This window comes from Nocardia sp. MDA0666, assembly GCF_003023875.1.
Lineage (GTDB): Bacteria > Actinomycetota > Actinomycetes > Mycobacteriales > Mycobacteriaceae > Nocardia > Nocardia aobensis.
In genome coordinates, this window is the sequence record NZ_PYHT01000012.1 from 168,028 (window position 1) to 185,015 (window position 16,988).

General features: G+C 65.8%; 16 protein-coding genes and 1 pseudogene. 6 read left to right on the plus strand and 11 right to left on the minus strand.

The window, feature by feature from the left end:
- Positions 1–5 precede the first annotated feature (5 nt).
- From pdhA to C8258_RS33265, 6 genes and pseudogenes are all read left to right on the plus strand, one after another.
- On the plus strand, positions 6–1,166 hold the full coding sequence (pdhA, locus tag C8258_RS18625) for a pyruvate dehydrogenase (acetyl-transferring) E1 component subunit alpha (RefSeq protein WP_106956270.1): 1,161 nt from the start codon (positions 6–8) through the stop codon (positions 1,164–1,166).
- A gap of 19 nt (positions 1,167–1,185) precedes the next feature.
- Positions 1,186–2,169 (plus strand): alpha-ketoacid dehydrogenase subunit beta, encoded by a 984-nt coding sequence (locus C8258_RS18630; RefSeq protein WP_199195760.1) that lies wholly within the window; start codon positions 1,186–1,188, stop codon positions 2,167–2,169.
- Positions 2,170–2,181: 12 nt separating this feature from the next.
- Positions 2,182–3,504: a dihydrolipoamide acetyltransferase family protein gene (locus tag C8258_RS18635; RefSeq protein WP_199195755.1), complete on the plus strand. Its 1,323-nt coding sequence runs from the start codon at positions 2,182–2,184 to the stop codon at positions 3,502–3,504.
- A 171-nt stretch (positions 3,505–3,675) separates the two neighbouring features.
- Positions 3,676–3,915 carry a hypothetical protein gene (locus tag C8258_RS18640; RefSeq protein WP_143859980.1) on the plus strand — a complete coding sequence of 80 codons (240 nt, stop codon included), beginning with the start codon at positions 3,676–3,678 and terminating at the stop codon, positions 3,913–3,915.
- Between the two features lie 311 nt (positions 3,916–4,226).
- Positions 4,227–4,673: a PaaI family thioesterase gene (locus C8258_RS18645; RefSeq protein WP_233225179.1), complete on the plus strand. Its 447-nt coding sequence runs from the start codon at positions 4,227–4,229 to the stop codon at positions 4,671–4,673.
- A 53-nt stretch (positions 4,674–4,726) separates the two neighbouring features.
- Positions 4,727–4,900, plus strand: a pseudogene (locus tag C8258_RS33265) (transcriptional regulator); the annotation flags it as partial.
- 127 nt (positions 4,901–5,027) lie between these two features.
- Here the strand turns inward: C8258_RS33265 and C8258_RS18655 are convergent.
- The 11 genes from C8258_RS18655 to C8258_RS18705 all read right to left on the minus strand — a co-directional run bounded on the left by C8258_RS18655 (position 5,028) and on the right by C8258_RS18705 (position 16,914).
- Positions 5,028–6,332, minus strand: a complete 1,305-nt coding sequence (locus C8258_RS18655; protein ID WP_106956274.1) for an MFS transporter — start codon at positions 6,330–6,332, stop codon at positions 5,028–5,030.
- Between the two features lie 187 nt (positions 6,333–6,519).
- Complete coding sequence (locus C8258_RS18660) at positions 6,520–7,740, minus strand: aspartate aminotransferase family protein (RefSeq protein ID WP_233225187.1); 1,221 nt, start codon at positions 7,738–7,740, stop codon at positions 6,520–6,522.
- 177 nt (positions 7,741–7,917) lie between these two features.
- Complete coding sequence (locus C8258_RS18665; protein WP_106956276.1) at positions 7,918–8,781, minus strand: phytanoyl-CoA dioxygenase family protein; 864 nt, start codon at positions 8,779–8,781, stop codon at positions 7,918–7,920.
- Between the two features lie 159 nt (positions 8,782–8,940).
- A complete protein-coding gene (locus tag C8258_RS18670) occupies positions 8,941–9,222 on the minus strand; it encodes a hypothetical protein (protein ID WP_106956277.1) in 282 nt (93 codons plus the stop codon).
- A gap of 3 nt (positions 9,223–9,225) precedes the next feature.
- Positions 9,226–9,570 (minus strand): hypothetical protein, encoded by a 345-nt coding sequence (locus C8258_RS18675; protein ID WP_106956278.1) that lies wholly within the window; start codon positions 9,568–9,570, stop codon positions 9,226–9,228.
- Between the two features lie 306 nt (positions 9,571–9,876).
- Positions 9,877–10,992, minus strand: a complete 1,116-nt coding sequence (locus tag C8258_RS18680; protein WP_106956279.1) for a Zn-dependent alcohol dehydrogenase — start codon at positions 10,990–10,992, stop codon at positions 9,877–9,879.
- A gap of 42 nt (positions 10,993–11,034) precedes the next feature.
- A complete protein-coding gene (locus C8258_RS18685; RefSeq protein ID WP_106956280.1) occupies positions 11,035–12,390 on the minus strand; it encodes an NAD-dependent succinate-semialdehyde dehydrogenase in 1,356 nt (451 codons plus the stop codon).
- Positions 12,387–13,091 (minus strand): transporter, encoded by a 705-nt coding sequence (locus C8258_RS18690; protein WP_106956281.1) that lies wholly within the window; start codon positions 13,089–13,091, stop codon positions 12,387–12,389. The genes C8258_RS18685 and C8258_RS18690 overlap by 4 nt, the downstream gene beginning before the upstream one ends.
- Positions 13,088–14,479 (minus strand): flavin monoamine oxidase family protein, encoded by a 1,392-nt coding sequence (locus tag C8258_RS18695; RefSeq protein WP_106956282.1) that lies wholly within the window; start codon positions 14,477–14,479, stop codon positions 13,088–13,090. Before C8258_RS18695 ends, C8258_RS18690 begins: the two co-directional genes overlap by 4 nt.
- Positions 14,463–15,386, minus strand: coding sequence for an alpha/beta fold hydrolase (locus tag C8258_RS18700; protein ID WP_106956283.1), 924 nt, complete (start codon positions 15,384–15,386; stop codon positions 14,463–14,465). Before C8258_RS18700 ends, C8258_RS18695 begins: the two co-directional genes overlap by 17 nt.
- On the minus strand, positions 15,379–16,914 hold the full coding sequence (locus tag C8258_RS18705) for an NAD(P)/FAD-dependent oxidoreductase (RefSeq protein ID WP_106956284.1): 1,536 nt from the start codon (positions 16,912–16,914) through the stop codon (positions 15,379–15,381). The genes C8258_RS18700 and C8258_RS18705 overlap by 8 nt, the downstream gene beginning before the upstream one ends.
- Positions 16,915–16,988 lie beyond the last annotated feature (74 nt).

Sequence of the window (16,988 nt, forward strand, 5' to 3'; positions counted from 1 at the left end):
CCACCGTGACTACCACAACCCCACAGAAGACGACGCGCACGTCGACCCGGCGCGCACCGATACGACCGGTCGCGACCACCGAGACGGCCGGGAGTGAAGCTCTGCTGGCCGACCGAACCGACTCCCAGACAGCATCATTCGACGCACGAGTGGCGGCCGAGGACCCCGGCACACTGCGGAAGCTGTATCGCGACATGCTGTTCGTGCGCCGATTCGAGGAGCGCACCGCGCAGAGCTATCAGCAGGCCAGGATCGGCGGCTACTGCCACCTCAACCTCGGCGAAGAGGCCACCGTGGTCGGGCTCGGCGCGGCGATGCGGCCCACCGACTATCTGTTCACCAACTACCGCGAACACGGCTACGCCCTCGCCAAGGGCATCGAACCCGGCCGGGTCATGGCCGAACTGTACGGCCGCTCCACCGGCACCTCCAAAGGGTGGGGCGGATCGATGCACATGTACGACACCCAGACCCGGCTGCTCGGCGGCTACGCCATCGTCGGCGGCCAGGTGCCGCTGGCCGTCGGCGCGGCCCTGGCGATCGACTACCGCGGCGGCGACGACGTCGTCGTCTGCCAAATGGGTGAGGGCACAACCAATATCGGCGCCTTTCACGAATCGCTGAACCTGGCCGCGCTGTGGAATCTGCCGATTGTGTTCCTGGTGGTCAACAACCAGACCGGCATGGGCACCACCGTCGAGAAGTCCTCCGCCGAACCCGATCTGTTCAAACGCGCCGCCGCCTACCGCATGCGCGGCGAACGCGTCGACGGCACCGATGTCCTCGCCGTCCGCGATACCGCCGGCGAGTTGATCGAGGCCGCGCGGCGGGAGGGAAAGCCGGCCCTGCTGGAAGCGGTCAGCCACCGCTTGAAAGGGCACTCGGTGGTCGATCCCGCGAAATACCGCACCGAGGAAACGGTGACGGCGGCGCGATCCCACGACCCGATCGAGATCTGGCAGAGTGCACTGCTGAAAGCCGGTGTGTTCAGCGAGGATTCGGCCACCGCCCTGGACGCGGAGATCATCGCCGAGGTCGCCGCCGCCGTCGAGTTCGCCGACACCAGTCCGCATCCGGAGCCGTCGAGTCTGTTCGACTACACCTACGCCACCCCGGTGCTCGGCGATTCCCGCCGCCTGCCCGCAGACCCGCTCTTCACCGCCTGAGGATCATCCCGTGCCTGTCATGACCTACCGCGAAGCGCTGCGCGAGACCCTGCGCGAGGAAATGCGCCGCGACGACGACATCTTCCTCATCGGTGAGGAGATCGGCGTCTTCGAAGGCTCCTACAAGATCACCGCCGGACTGCTGAACGAATTCGGCGACAAGCGAGTTCGCGACACCCCGATCGCGGAGGAAGGATTCGTCGGCGCGGCCATCGGCGCCGCCATGCTGGGGTTGCGCCCGGTCGTGGAGATCATGACGATCAACTTCTCGCTGCTCGCGCTGGATCAGATCGTCAATCACGCCGCCAAGATCTACGGCATGTTCGGCGGGCAGACCAGCGTGCCGATGGTCATCCGCACCCCGGGCGGCGGCGGACAACAACTCGGCGCCACCCACTCGCAGAACATCGAGCTGTACTACGCGTTCGTGCCCGGTCTCAAAGTCGTCGCGCCCAGCACTCCCGCCGACGCCCGCGCTCTGCTCAAAGCCGCCATCGACGACGACGATCCGGTGCTGTTCCTGGAGAACCTGTCGCTCTACAACACCAAAGGCGACGTGCCGGACGATCTTCCGCCCGCGCAGATCGGCAAGGCCGCCGTCACCCGCGAGGGCACCGACATCACGCTGATCGGCTACTCCCGCATGGCCACGGTCTGCACCCAGGTCGCGGAAAGGCTTGCCGCCGAGGGTATTTCCGCCGAGGTGATCGACCTGCGCAGCCTGCGCCCGCTCGACCGCGACACCCTCGTCCGCTCGGTCCGCAGCACCGGATGCGCGGTCGTCGGCGAGGACGACTGGCTCACCTACGGCATCGGCGCCGAAATCGCGGCCTCGATCTCCGACGGCGCCTTCGACTATCTGGATGCCCCCGTGCGCCGCGTCGCCATGGCCGAAGTGCCGCTCCCCTACGCCAAGCCGCTGGAGAAGCTGGCCCTGCCGTCCGTCGAATCGCTCTACACCGCCGCCGTCGAAACCCTTGCGGCCGTGGGCAAGCGACGCTGAGAGGAAAGATCGTTGTCCGACATCACCATGCCCCGCCTCTCCGACACCATGGAAGACGGCGTCGTCGCCACCTGGCTCAAACAGGTCGGTGACACCGTCACCCGCGGCGAAGTACTCGCCGAAATCGAAACCGACAAGGCCCTGATGGAACTCGAGGCCTACGACGACGGCATCCTCGAACGCATCATCGCCGCACCCGGAACCCGCGTGCCGATCGGCGAACCCATCGCCATTCTCGGCGATGGCAGTGGGACCGCTGCGGCGTCGTCTTCGGCACCTGGCCAGCAGGCCGAGACCCCGACGGCACGGCAGAGTATCGAACAGCAGCCGGAACCGGCCTCGGCCGACAATGCATCGGCACGACAGCACACCGCGCACCAGGCAGTATCGGCCCCGGCCGACACCGCGACGCCAGCGGTGACTGCTCCGCAATCGGCCGCCGACGCTACCCGTCGCAAGTCCTCGCCGCTGGCGCGCAAGATCGCGCAGGAACTCGGTGTCGATATCACGACCGTCACCGGAACCGGCCCCGGCGGGCGCATCACCCGACTCGACGTCGAAAACGCCCACGCGGCAAGTACTTCCGATATTGCGCAAACGACCGCCACGCCGGAACACACGGCACCGGGCACCCCGGCGACCGGCGACTACGACGAAATCCCGCTGTCCAGCATCCAGCGCGTGTCCGCCACTCGCCTCACCGAGAGCAAACAGCAGGCGCCACACATCTACCTGACCAGCGCTATCGACGTCACCGAACTCCTCGCCTTCCGCACCCGGATCAACGAGACACTCGCCGACACCGGGGCCGGCAAGGTCAGCGTCAACGATCTGCTCGTCAAAGCCGTCGCCACGGCACTGCGCGCCAACCCCGCGGTCAACGTCTCCTTCGCCGGTGACACCCTGCGCCGCCACCACGGCATTCACCTCGGCGTCGCCGTCGCCACCCCCGCCGGCCTGCTCGTCCCGGTCATTCGCGACGCCGACCGCAAAACGGTGTCGGCCATCGCCACCGAAACCCGCGACAAGGCCGAACGCGCGCGCGACCGCAAACTCCGCGCCGAGGAGATGACCGGCGGCACCTTCACTCTCTCCAACCTCGGCATGTACGGCATCGAGCATTTCACCGCCGTCATCAATCCGCCCGAAGCCGCCATCCTCGCGATCGGCGCCGCCACCGACGAACTGCGACTCGACGGTGACGAGGTCGTGAGCCGAAAGGTCCTGCGTGTCACCATGTCTGCCGACCACCGCGCCATCGACGGCGCCGTCGCCGCCCAATTCCTCGCCCAACTGAAGGAGCTGATCGAGCACCCGCTGCGGATCGTGACCTAGGGTCACGACGATGTGCCGGGGTCCGAGAGTTCCGGAAAATGATCTGAAATGCGTTCGAACCGTTGAGTCGGACGCGGGAACGGCGTTCAATCGAAGGCACGGTCCACGAGTCGGGGCACGAGAATCCTGTGGATCGCGTGCGCGCAGCGCGCAATACGGAGAGTGATCGACATGATGGGGACAGTGCATCGAACCGCGGCGCGAGTGCTCATGGTGACCGCCATCGCGGTCGCGCCGATACTGCCTGCCGCGCCGGCTCTGGCCGAACAGCCGGCCGGAGCACCGGCGGTTCAGGTGGCCCACGACACCGGCTGGTACGGGAATCCCTGCAATTGGGGATTCAACTGGCTGTACCCGCAATGCTGGTTCGGCTGGGGTAACTACGACGGTTTCCACGGCTGGCTGTGGTAGGCCGATAGCCGCGGGGAGGGACAGGTCGGTCGCCGCTCGCGTGGTGACCGATGCTGTTTGCGGCACAGCACTTTCCCCGGACGTCGTCGTCAGCTCTGCGGCGCGTATGTCGTCAGATGAGCGGTGACCAGGCCGCGCCTCTTCGATGACGACGTGGTCACCGGGCCGCATGCTCCGGAAAGCGACCTCGCGGGAGCCATGACTTGAAGTTGACGTCAAGTTTAAATTAGAGTGGCGAGTGTCGTTGTTGTCGGCATCTCTCCTCCGATTCCGGCCGGAGAGCGTGGGTAGCGCCCGAGAGGAACCGAGTGGTGAGTGGGCAGCAGGCGGAGAATCCGGAGTTCGCACAGCTCGTGCAGGCCGTCGTCCTCAGCATGCCGGCGGCGCGGCACCTGGGGTTCTCGTTCCGGCGCGTGGAGCGCGGCGAGGTGGAGATCGTCCAGCCCTATCGCACGGAGTTGACCGAGCACAACGGCAACTTCCAGGGCGGTGTGATCGGTTCGCTCGCGGACTTCGCCGGTGGATCCGCGGCGGGCACGCTACTACCGACCGGCTGGGTGAACATGACGGTCGACTACACCGTCAAACTTCTCGCACCGGCGCGCGGCGAGTATCTGGTGGCCCGCGGACGCGTGCTGAAGCCCGGCAAGGCGATCACCGTCGCGGCCGCCGACGTCTTCGGCGTCGATCAGGGTAGCGAAACATTGTGCGCGACAGCGTTGGTCACGATGCGAAACGTCGACATGCGCGGTGCGTGACCGCGCGGGGCGCTGTAGCGTCGCCGAGTCGGTGCGCGTTGTTACTGTTTCTCATGACCAACGACGCGCACCGGCGTAGGGAACAGCTGCGCGAATTCCTCCGCAGTCGCCGAGAGCGGCTCGCGCCCGCCGAGGTCGGGCTCGCGCCGGCCGGGCGGCGCCGCACACCGGGACTGCGGCGCGAGGAGGTCGCACAGCTCGCCGGGGTAACTATTCGGTTACACACTCCATATGCACTGACCTGCTAAAAGATGATCTACCGGTGTCGTGCACAGCTGTTTTGGGTGTGTCCATTACGCACGTCGGGGTTTCAGGGGTTTCTGTTGTGTGGGTTTCTTTTCGGGGTCTTCGGGCTCAGCATCGACGCCGGATGCCGAGTAGCGCCGGCACCCCGAGAAGGGCGGCCACCGCTCCGAACGCGTACAACGCGTGGTAATTGTTCGGGCCATCGATGCTCAGGAGTATGGGTGCCACCAGGGGCGCGACCATCAATGCCGCCGACTGGGTCAGCACCACCAGTCCGAGATCGCGCGCCGCGTTCTCCCACGATGTCATCGTGGATGCCGCCAAGGCCAGCATCTGCCCGATCAACAGGCCGTATCCGATGCCGAAAAAGACGCAGATGACGAGGAATTCGGGAGCTTCGGTGACGACGTCCATGCCAGCGCACCCCCCTGCGACGAGCAGTCCCGCGGTCGCGAACACCGGTTTGCGTCGGCCGATCCGGTCGGCGATTCGCCCGCCCAGGGGGCTGATGATCGACGCCGTCCCGTTGATGATCAGGGTGGCCTCGAAAACCGTAGGTATCAGGGACGCGTCGTCGAGCTTCAGCTCATTTTGCAGAAAGTAGACCAGGAAGGTCGCCGCGACTGCGGCGCCGACCGTGACACCGAAGATCGAGCCCAGGCACCAGGCGAAGTCGGGCGACTTTCTCGGATCGAAATATAGGGTCCGGACGAAGTCACGGAAACTGAATTTGGCGCGAGCCTGCCCCACGAAATCGGTTTCCCGAAGAATGGCCACGAATACCAGGACGAGTGCGGCGCCCAGAGCTGCCGGAATGAGAAGCCTAGCGGTCATTCCGGGCGTGATGCGGACAATGAATGTGCCTGCGATAAGCCCCACGCCCTGTGCCGCACCTGCCAGACCTGCCACGAAACCGGCACGATCCGGCGGAATAGAATCGGCGATCATCGACCACAGCACCGTCAGTCCGATCGTTCCTGCAACGGACACGATGATCCATCCGATGACAAGACCCGGGATGCTGTCGGAAACGGCCACGATTCCGTTGCCGACCAGGATGGAGGTGGCGGCGAGCACCAGCCATGGTCGCCTACGGCCGAAGCGTGACATCGTGATATCGGCCAGGCGTCCGAAAAATGGTCTCGCAGGCAGTGATACGAGTGCGCCGATCGCTGCGATCGCCGAGTAGGTCACGGAGGCGTCGGCTGGGTCGGCCTGCGCGACCCGCAATGCCAGAGTGATCATCGTGGGGGTCAGAACGGCCGTCCATACACCGAAGATCGCGAATATGTACGACCAGATGAATGCAGAACTGCCATGATTCAGCGTGACGGCCGACGAAAAGTCATCGCTGGTTACTTCTGAATCGTTTCCCGTCGCAGCCGCAGGGATCGGCGAATCTGGAGCTGTCATAATACTTCCGAACTTTCGTGAATTGCGGGTTTTTGCGGCACGCACAGCCACACGAGTAGAAGGTGGCGCGGAATTGTGCAGAGACTCGCCCGGCGGTTAGTTCGCAGCTCGCGGCGCAGGGCTGCGAAATGGGCGCACCAAGATCCGTGACCCTGTTGTGCAGCGGGAAATGATGAGGAATTCTCGGCTATCGACCGGGCCGAGGCGATCGCAGAACGCGCTGGACCGAACGTGCAGAGACCTGCTGAAGGACTCGCCGCAGGCGCACGGCCGTTTCCTGAATGTCGGCGACCGTGTGGACGGTGCTGAGGAAGATCTTTCCGGACGGCATGAAGACGACACCGGCTTCGAGCATGCCCTCGGTGACCTCGGACCAGAGCCCACCGGTGCCATGCAGGCTCGTCGCCTGATCACGAGGCACGAACTGCAGCAGCGATCCGACGCGCCGGAGGCTGCCAGGGGTTCCGGCCGAGCGCAACACGTCGGTGATCGCCTCCTCGAAAGCGGCTCCCAGCTCGTCCAGCTTCTCGTACACGCCTGGCGCCGCGGACAATTCCATCGCCGCTTTCACCGCCGCCAGCGCCACCGGATTGCCGTTGAACGTTCTTGCGTGGGTGACACCGTCTTCCACGAGATCGATGATGTCCGCACGTCCCACGACCGCGCTCTGGGTGAACCCGCCCGCGATTGCCTTGCCGAACACCGAAAGATCAGGGCGCACACCGAATCTCTCGGCGGCGCCACCGCGGGCGATCCGGAATCCTGTAATGACCTCGTCGAAGATCAACACGACGCCATAGCTGTCGCACAGCTCGCGCAGCGTCTCGAGGAAACCAGGTACCGGGATCAGCACACCGCCATTGCTCATCACCGGATCGACTACCACAGCGGCAATTCGGCGCTCCTGGGCGCCGGCGAGCAGCGTGGTGATCGCGGCGATGTCGTTGAACCGGCTGATGATCAGATCGGCGTAGGCGTTGGGGCTCTGCCCACGACTGGCGGGAACGGCAGCCTCGCTCGTGTCGTCTGCGGCCATGCTCGCGTACACGCTGTCCTGCCAGCCGTGATAGGCCTTCGCGAACTTGACGATCCGGTGCCTGCCGGTCGCTGCACGCGCGAGCCGCAGGGCGACCTGCACCGCTTCGGTCCCCGTATTCGTCCACACCACACGTTCGGCACCGGGCACCGATTCGAGCAGCGCTTCCGCAGCCTCGTATTCGAGGCGGTGCCCCATTCCGACGACCTGCATCGACGTCATGACTCGCGCCACCGAGTCGACGATATGAGGGTGGCTGTGCCCATGGACCAGCGGCCCCCACGCCATCACATAGTCGAGGTAGCGATCGCCGTCCAGGTCCCGGACATGAGCGCCGCGCGCGCTCTCGACGAAGAGCGGAACGGGCCGCATCGCAGCCCGGAGACCCGAGCTGACGCCACCGCCGAGACTTCGGCGGGTGCGCTCGAACGCGGTTCTGGACGATTCGATCGCCATGACAGTTCCTTGCAGGCAGTGAGCGGGCCTACCGAAGGGAACTCATCGGCTCCCCAGCGGGCCACGAGATGGACCGATGCGCCGGATGGCATTTCAGAGCTGGAGGTAGTCCCCGAGCTCGCTGTAGTCCACCTGCCACAGGCCAGGCGACCCCACGGGGTACTGGGAGCGGAAGCCGAGAATCCGCTGCACACGCGGCGAGAGCTGCTTCGCGATGTCCATATCGACGAGGAAGGGGTACGCCTCCTCGCCGGTGAGGAAGCCGGGGTTGAACGCGAAGGCCAGCCCCCGGCGGTACTGGTCGGTGGTGACATTCGCGCCGCCGCCGTGCACGGTCTTGCCGCTGTAGAAGAACGCGTCACCCGCCTTCATGATTGCGGGAATGGTGGCCTCGGGGCTACCGCGATCCTGGAAGTCATCCCACTTGTGACTCCGCGGGATCACCCGTGTGGCGCCGTTCTCCTCGGTGAAGTCGGTGAACGCGATCATGAAGTTCACGCACGCCTCGGGGCCCTTCGGACCCATGCCGATGAACGGGTACCAGTTCTCGAGGTCTCGATGCAGGAATTGGGCCCGGTTACCCGGGCCTATCTCGATGAGCTGCGCCGTGGTCATCCAATAGGTGCCGGATTCCTCGAGGAACACCGCGTCACACAGCGAGTGGATCAGGTCCTGTTCGAGGATTTCCTCGCGGAAGGTCTTGCTGTGCGTCACCAGGTTCGTCAATCGCTTCGTATTGCGCCCGTGGAACTCGGCGACAAGTTCGTTCTCGTGCGTCGATCCCGGATTCAGCGCCGTCATGGGCTGCTCGACTTCGGTATTGAACCGAGCGATCTGATCTGCCGACAAGAAGTTCTCGATGATCACGCCACCGTCTTCCACGACGATGTCGAGGATCTCGGCGAGGGGGGTTGTCACAGCCACCGATCGCAGGGCGGCTTTGGCTTGGGTACTCATAGTTCCTCATTTCCACGACTGATCAAACGTATTGTTCATTTGATCTGGTCAAATAATTGACCAGATGAACTTGTTGTTGTGCTGGGCCACCTGCCGTGTCGGCATTGGAGCGCAGGATTGCCGAAAACCTCAACGGCGACGAATCACCGGAGGCCGGACCTACCCGGTGATCCGGTTGCACATCGCGGGGATGCCCGCGCAGAGGGCATCGACATAGGCATCGACCCGAGCCTGGTCCCGATGCGAGGCCCATTGCACGACAAGCCCACCGATGGCGCCAACCAGCACCCAGGCAAGATCTTCGATGGCCTGCCTTGACGCGGACGGCCCCGCGGAACGCCCGAGTACATCGGAGATCGCATGCAGGAGAAAGGCATACGACTCCGACGCCAGCGCCGGCCGGGTCCGGGCTATCCGCAGGTACAGGTCGAGCTGAGCCAACGCCTAGTCCGGGGGTTCTATGAGCCAGCGCACCGACATCCGGACGACCTGCGCCGCGGTCACGTCGAGTTCACCCGGTTCGATCACTGGGCGGCCGTCGGCGAGCTCGCACAGTCCGCCCGCGAGGCGGCGGCAGCGGTCGCGGAATTCGGTGTAGGTCCACCGTGAATCACCCTCGACGACCGCGATTCGTGATCCGTGCGCGGCCGCGGCCCGGTCTAGGAAGGTCGCAGGCGTCATCGCCGCCCACGCGTGCGCCGGGTCGGGCGTGGTCGAATCAGACACGGCGGCGATTCCGGAAACCCCCGCATCGATCGTGACGACGTCGAACTCAGGTGGGCTGGTCATTTCAACTCCTCACTCGTTCGGTTGTGCTCCCCGACGGGAGCACTGGCCGCGGCACACAGTTCCCGCTCGACGAGCCAGGGGAAACACGAATCGAGCTCGACGTTGGTTTCCGCATGTCATTGCAGGACCGGGTGGCGGGCCGGTCGCGGTTTCGGACACAGCGGGCAGGACGCGCGGGTCGCCGTGTCCGAGCACGAGCGGGCCCCACGCCGCCGACGCTGCGGCAGGCTCGTTCGAAAGCGGTCCGTGACGATTCCAGGGCCATACGACGACCAGTGCCTTTCTGCAGAGGCTGGGCAGCAGATTTCAGTACTTGATCACCGAGCGGATGCCGATGCCGCGCTTCATCTCGTCGAACGCCTCGTTCAGGTCCGTCAACTCGATCACTCGCGTCACCAGAGAGTCGAGATCGATGCGCTGGTTCAGGTAGTGGTCGATCAGTAGCGGGAAGTCGGCGGCGGGGTTGCTCGACCCGTAATTGGAACCGATGAGCGACAGTTCCTGATCGGACATGACGAACGGATCGATCGACACCCGCACGCCGTCGGCCACCTGCCCGGCGACGACGGCCTTTCCACCTCGCGCCAGCACCTCGTAGGCCGCCTCGATGGTGCGCGGGAGTCCGATGGCCTCGATGGCGACATCTACTCCGCGTCCGTCGGTGAGCTGGCGGACGCGGTCCGCGAAGTTTTCTTGCTCGCTGTTGATCACATCTGTCGCACCGAAGTGGAGAGCCTGCGCGAGCTTCTCGTCGGCGATGTCCGCGGCGATGATCTTCCGCGCGCCGACCAGGCGCGCACCCTGCACCGCGTTCAGCCCGACGCCACCACAGCCCAGGACGAGCACCGTGTCGCTGGGCCGGACCTGCGCGGTGTTGACTGCTGCCCCGACGCCGGTGGTCACCGCGCACCCGATCAGGGCCGCTTGTTCGAACGGGGCGTCGCTGCGGATGGGGATCGCGGCTGATTCGGGCACGAGGGTGTACTGACCGAACGTTCCCAGGCCCGCGAAGCTGTGGACGTTCCTGTCGTCTGCCGAGGTGACCCGGGTGCGGCCGTCGAACGACAGGTGGTTGGCCGAGTGCTGGCTGACCATGTCGCAGAGGACGGGCCGACCGCTGACACAGTAGCGGCACCGGCGACACGTCGGGGTCCAGGACAGGATGACGTGCTCGCCCTTCGCCAGGGTCGTGACGCCTTCGCCCACGCTTTCCACTATTCCGGCGCCTTCATGGCCGAGGATCAGCGGCGCGGGTGCGTCCCATTCCCCGGCGAGCACGTGCAGGTCGCTGTGGCACACCCCGCTCGCTTGGAGCCGCACCAGCACCTCGCCGGGTGGTGGCGTGTCGGGGAGTGAAACTCGCTCGATGGTCAGCGGTGCGTCCGGCTGCCGGAAAACGGCGGCGTCGAACTCGATGGTCATGGCGGTTTTCCTTCTCTAGCTGACGCTGGTTCGTCGCCGAAATCAGATCCGTGCGGTGCGGATGAGCTTCTTGTTGGCGAACTCGTCGATCCCGGCTCGGCCGAGTTCACGACCGAAGCCGGACCGTTTGACCCCGCCGAACGGCAGTTCCGGGCCTTCGAGGCCGACGCCGTTGACGAAGACCATGCCCGCCTCGATCTCGTCGGCGACCCGCATCGCCTGCTCGGGGTCGGTGGTGAACACATAGGAGCCCAGGCCGTACGGAGTGCTGTTGGCCAGCTCGACGGCCTCGGCTTCGGATTCCGCTCGGTAGACCGTCGCGACGGGCCCGAACAATTCCTCGGCGGCCGACGGCGAAGTCGGCGGCACATCGGTCAAGACGGCGGGAGGGAAGAACGCGCCTTCTCGCCGCCCTTCGCACACCAGGGTCGCGCCGTCATCGACGGCCCGCTGTACCTGGACTTCGAGTCGCTCCGCGGCCGCCACCGAGGACAGCGGAGCCAGCGAGCCGGTCCGGGCGAGCACCTTTTTCGTGAACGTGTCGAGGAATTCGTCATAGAGGTCCGCAGCGACGATGATTCGCTTGCCCGCGTTGCAGGCTTGGCCGGCGTTCTCGAAGCGAGCGTCCACCGCCGCTTGCGCCGTGGCATCCACGTCGTCGGAAGCCAGCACAAGGAACGGGTCCGAACCGCCCAACTCGAGCACTACCTTCTTGAGGTGGCGACCTGCCCTTTCCGCGACTTCCGCGCCGGCGCGCTCGGAACCGGTGAAGGACACTCCTCGCACTCTGGGGTCGGCGATGGCGTCGGCGGCTTGTTCGTTGGTCGCATAGACGTTGACATAGCAGCCCTCGGGACAGCCGGCATCGGTGAATATCTGCTGCAGGGCGGCAGACGATTGCGGGCATTGCGGCGCGGGCTTGAGCACGATGGTGTTGCCCAGGACCAGGTTGGGCGCGGCGAATCGGGCGACCTGGTAGTACGGGTAGTTCCAGGGCATGATGCCCAGCAACAGACCGATCGGCTGGCGGCGGATGAACGCCGTGCCCTCCCCCTCGATCAGTTCGACGGGCTCGTCGGCGAGAAACCTGTGCGCGTTCGCGGCGTAGAACGAATAGATCGATGCACTGAACTCGACCTCGGCCACGGCCTCGTCCAGGGGCTTGCCCATCTCGCGGCGGGCGATGCGGGCGAGATCGTCGCTGCGCGCGGTGTGCAGGGCAGCGACGGTGTTCAGCACTTCGGCGCGCTGAGCCAGCGTGGTCTGTTTCGACCATTGCCGGTAGGCATTCGCGCCCGCCTCGAGTGCCCGGTCCATGGCCGCGTCGGTCGCGGTCGGGTACTCCCGCACCACCTCGCCGGTTGTCGGATCGACGACGGTATACAACTGCGTGTTCATGACAACACACCCGCTTTCTGCGCTGTGCTCGCGCCGGAGGCCACGTTGCGGTCGTGCAGCGCGCGGTAGCCGAAGAAGTAGACGAACAGCTGGGTTCCCCACGTCGCCAGCGCGGCGGTGTAGAAGAGCGTGCGGTTCGCGTCGTCGAACGGAAAGGGAAAGAAGTCGTAGGTGATGGCGATGATGGTCCCGGCAGTGGTCGCCAATCCGGTACAGATCGCCAACCATGTCGCCCCGATGTCCCAGAGCCGCTTGGCGAAGTACGCCAGGAAGACCGTGGTGGCGAGGTTGACCGCAACGTAGATCGCCGCGACCGCGAACGCGGCGTTGTCGACGCGGGGGTCCACGCCGTGGAACGGTCGCAGGAACAACCCGGCCACGGTGGCGAGGGCGAACACGCCGACATCCACGGCGATGGTCGGCTTGTAGTGGTGGGTGACCCGCATCAGGCCCATGACGAGAATGACCGTGACGCCGAGTGATCGCGAGAAGGCGTCGAAAAAGTACGCCACGTCGTAGAGGACACTGCCCTGGTTGGCACCGAGCATCGCCCAGACGAGGAAATTGCTGCCCGAGGTCGCGATGACCATCGCCTCGAGGCCGAGCAGGTAGTTGCCGTAGCGGCGGATGAGTTTCCAGCCGAAGAGATAGCCGACGACGATCATCCACACATCGGCGAGCAGGAAGAGCACATCTTTCATCGCATCGCTGCCTCACGGGGCTCGCGTGCCAGCGCGGCCGCGATGCGCTCGGCAGCGCGCTGACCGGTCAGGACCGCACCGTTCATACAGCCTGCCCACTCTCCGGCGGTTTCTGTGCCCGCCCAGTGAACGCGCCCGTGCGGCTCGACGAGAGCACGGCCGTAGCTCGTGGTCGCGAAGGGGGCGACGGCCGGATTCGGGCCGCCCGGCGCGAATGGCTCCTCCCCCCAGCGGTGATCGATGTAGTCGATGGGAGCGTTGGCCTGCGGGCCATAGAGCTGGACGAGCTGCTCGATGACCATGCTGCGTCGACGCTCAGGGCTGAAGCCGTCGAACGTGCGAGGGTCGCAGAACGCCATCAGGACACCGGGTCCGTTGTCGGGCGAGACGTCGAAGGTGATGAACACGGTCCCGGTGTCGGTGACCCCCTCACCCGACAGTCCGTCGGCCCGCCAGAAGGGCTTGTCGTAGGCGACGAACGCCTTGCTCAGCACACCCATGCGCCAGGTTTTCGCGAGGCCATCGGCCTGCTCGGGCAGCGCCGGGTGGAACTCGATGCCGGCGCGGTGGCTCGTCGCGACGGTGACGATCGCGTACTTCGCCTTGATCTCTGCCGAATCGGTGGCGACGGTGACGCCGTCGCCGTCTTGGGTGATCCGGCGCACCGGCGTCCCCAAGACGACGCGGTCGCCGAGTTGCTTGGCGACTCGATTCGCGATCTCCTGGGTGGTCTCGATGTACCGCTCCTCTTGCTGGCCCCCCTCGACGTCGAGCATGTGGTCAACGCCGCCCGCCGCGCGGATGTAGCGCAACGCGTGCAGCAGCGAGACGTCTCCCGGACTACAGCCCCACTGCACCTTGCTGACGACGGTCATCAAGGCACGGGTGGCGGGCAGCGCGTGCTTGCGGTCGAGCCATTCGCCGAACGAGATCGCGTCGAACTCGACTGCTCGGGGCGAGTCCCAGGCCGCTTCGACGTCGATGCTCGCGACCAGCTTCTCGAGCGCCAACTGCACACGGGCCATGTCGACCAGCGTCATCGGCGAAACCTTGGGAATGGTGCCTTTGTAGGTGCGGCGCCGCCCGGCTAGCCACAGGACATTTTGTCCCTGGCTGAACTGACGGGTCGTGGTTAACCCCGCTCGTCGCGCGAGGTCGCGGATCGCCGTGTGCCGCTGAGCGACCCAGGTCGCGCCCAGATCGACCTTCACCCCCGCCACCTCGCCGGACAGCGATCGGCCGCCGACCCGGTCGCGACCTTCCAGGACGAGGACGGACAGGCCCGTGTTCACCAGTCGCTCCGCGGCACTCAGGCCGGCGAACCCGGCTCCGACGACCACGACATCGACCGAGGTGGCACTGGAACGGCGCTCACGAGATGGCGACATGATTGCCTCCTTCGATCACGCGCGTGGCGTGCTGTGAGATGTATTCGGTGATGGGCTCGACCAGGGCCTCGGGAATGTGGTGGCCCATGCCGGGAATGACGATGTGCTGCGCGGAGCGGATGGCCTTCGCGGTCGCGACGCCGCCGCTGGGAGCGACCAGCAGGTCCCGGTCGCCGTTGATGACCAGGGTGGGAGCGGTGATCTTGCTCAGCTGGGCGGTGCGATCTCCCGAGCGTTGGATCGCCTGGATCTGTCTCGCTGCGCCGGCGCCCAGGTCACCGGCGCCGCGCTCCCAGCCACCTGCCGCGATGGCCGCTTCGGCCACGTCATCGATGGGATATCCCGTTCCCGCGATGTGCCCGGTGATCCGCAGGTGAGCGCACACCGCCTCGGTTCTGGTCCGCGCCGGTGGGGCGGCGAGGAGCCGGATCGTCGACAGCGCCGGCCTGCCGACTTTCTTCGCGCCCGTGGTCGAGAAGATCGAGGTGAGGGACAGAACACGCGAAGGTTCGGTCGCAGCGACCGTCTGCGCGATCATCCCGCCCATCGACCGGCCGACCACATGGGCCTGCCGGATCCGGAGATGGTCGAGGACGCCGACCGCGTCGGCGGCCATGTCCGACAACGAGTAGGCATCACGACGGGGGCGCGCGAGCGCCTGGCGCCACAACCGGGGAGGCGGGGTGGCCGCGAACGTGGACCGGCCGACGTCACGGTTGTCCATCGTGATGACCCGGAAGCCCCGCGCCACCAGTGAGCCGACGAACGAACCGGTCCAAAAGGTGAGGTCTTCGCCCAACCCGGCGATGAGCAGGATTGCTCGGTCGGTCTTGTCGCCGTGGTCGCGGAAACAGATCCGCACGCCGGAGGGCAGCTCCGCGTACTGGTCGACGTCGCCTTCAGACATGAGCCGACCGCCTCTGCCCGGGCAGCCCCGCGTTGGCGGCGCTGCCGAATTCGAGGTTGTCGTCGGCGACCGGACCGCGCAGTGCCTTGGCGTCCTCGGGGTAGGACATCGCCATCCGCCAGGGTGCGGCATGCCCTTGCTTGGGCAGCATCGCCTCGGCGCGTTTGGCGTAACCGGCCTGCAGGTCTATCACCGGCCTGCGCGGCATCCCCTCTGGTATCGCGACGGGGACCACCTTGTCGTATCCGTGGGTGTCCATGTGCCGGACCAGGTCGATGAAGTAGCGGCACACCAAGCTCACCTTGAGCGTCCACGACGAGGTGGTGTAGCCGATCGCCACCGCCCAGTTCGGTATCCCGCTCAGCAGCATCCCGCGGTAGCAGACCGTGTCCGCGAGGTCGATCTCGCGCCCGTCGACCACGATCGGTATGCCGCCGAAAAGCCGCATGTTCAACCCGGTCGCGGTGACGATGATGTCGGCTTCGAGCTCCTCGCCCGATTGCAGGACGATTCCGCGTTTGCTGAACCTCGTGATCGTGTCGGTGACGACAGACGCTCGCCCGGCCGCGATCGCGTCGAAGAAGTCGCCGTCCGGTGCCAGGCACAGCCGCTGGTCCCACGGGTCGTACGGCGGGTTGAAGTGCTTGTCGACGTCGAATCCCTTGGGCAGTCGCTTGATGTTCTCGCGCCGGATCAGAGCGCGCCCGGCTCGAGGGAACGCCCGCAGGGCCTTGACGACCGCGTGTTCGGTCCAGATGTTCTTGAACCTCGTCGCGGCGTACCCGCGCTTTTCTCCGAGTAGCTTCGTGAGCGTCGTGGCGACCCGATCGACGCGGGGCAGCGCCATGATGTAGGTGGGGGTGCGCTGCAGCATTGTCACGTGCGCGGCGGCGCCCGCCCCGGTGGTGATCGCCGGTACCAGGGTGATCGCGGTCGCGCCGCTGCCGATGACGACGACCTTCTTGCCGCTGTAGTCGAGATTCTCGGGCCAGTGCTGCGGATGGACGATCGTGCCCGCGAAGTCGTCACTGCCCGGGAACTCCGGCGAGAAACCTTGGTCGTACCGGTAGTAGCCGGTGGCGGCGAACACCCAGCGCGAGCGGATCGTCTTTGTCCTGGTCGACGTCGTGGCGGGATCCGAGACCTCTACGGTGAGGGTCCACCGCAAGTCCGTTGAGGACCATTCCGCCCGGACAACACGGTGGCGCGGCCTGATCAGGCGTCGCAGGTCGTTCTCATCGACCGTCTCCTGGAGGTACTCCCGGATCAGCGGAGCGTCGGCGATCGCGGCCTTGTGCCGCCACGGCTTGAACTCGTATCCGAAGGTGTGCAGGTCCGAGTCCGACCGGATGCCCGGATAACGGAAGAGATCCCAGGTACCGCCGATGTTGTCACGGCCCTCCAGTACGACAAGGGACTTGCCGGGCAGTTCTCGGCTGAAATACGTTGCCGCGCCGATCCCGGAAATTCCCGCGCCGACGATGACGACGTCGAACTCCTCCTCGGCGTTCAACTCCTCAGATGTCATCTGTCTCTCCTCGTTGAGCCCGCTACTGACGGTTTCAACTGTCAGCCAGGGATGACCTCGGTCACAACGACAGC

Coding starts and splice junctions, on each gene's coding strand:
- C8258_RS18630 (WP_199195760.1), top strand. CDS start 1,186: ATGACCTACCGCGAAGCGCTGCGCGAGACCCTGCGCGAGGAAATGCGC.
- C8258_RS18640 (WP_143859980.1), top strand. CDS start 3,676: ATGATGGGGACAGTGCATCGAACCGCGGCGCGAGTGCTCATGGTGACC.
- C8258_RS18655 (WP_106956274.1), bottom strand. CDS start 6,332: ATGACAGCTCCAGATTCGCCGATCCCTGCGGCTGCGACGGGAAACGAT.
- C8258_RS18660 (WP_233225187.1), bottom strand. CDS start 7,740: ATGCGGCCCGTTCCGCTCTTCGTCGAGAGCGCGCGCGGCGCTCATGTC.
- C8258_RS18665 (WP_106956276.1), bottom strand. CDS start 8,781: ATGAGTACCCAAGCCAAAGCCGCCCTGCGATCGGTGGCTGTGACAACC.
- C8258_RS18675 (WP_106956278.1), bottom strand. CDS start 9,570: ATGACCAGCCCACCTGAGTTCGACGTCGTCACGATCGATGCGGGGGTT.
- C8258_RS18680 (WP_106956279.1), bottom strand. CDS start 10,992: ATGACCATCGAGTTCGACGCCGCCGTTTTCCGGCAGCCGGACGCACCG.
- C8258_RS18685 (WP_106956280.1), bottom strand. CDS start 12,390: ATGAACACGCAGTTGTATACCGTCGTCGATCCGACAACCGGCGAGGTG.
- C8258_RS18690 (WP_106956281.1), bottom strand. CDS start 13,091: ATGAAAGATGTGCTCTTCCTGCTCGCCGATGTGTGGATGATCGTCGTC.
- C8258_RS18695 (WP_106956282.1), bottom strand. CDS start 14,479: ATGTCGCCATCTCGTGAGCGCCGTTCCAGTGCCACCTCGGTCGATGTC.
- C8258_RS18700 (WP_106956283.1), bottom strand. CDS start 15,386: ATGTCTGAAGGCGACGTCGACCAGTACGCGGAGCTGCCCTCCGGCGTG.
- C8258_RS18705 (WP_106956284.1), bottom strand. CDS start 16,914: ATGACATCTGAGGAGTTGAACGCCGAGGAGGAGTTCGACGTCGTCATC.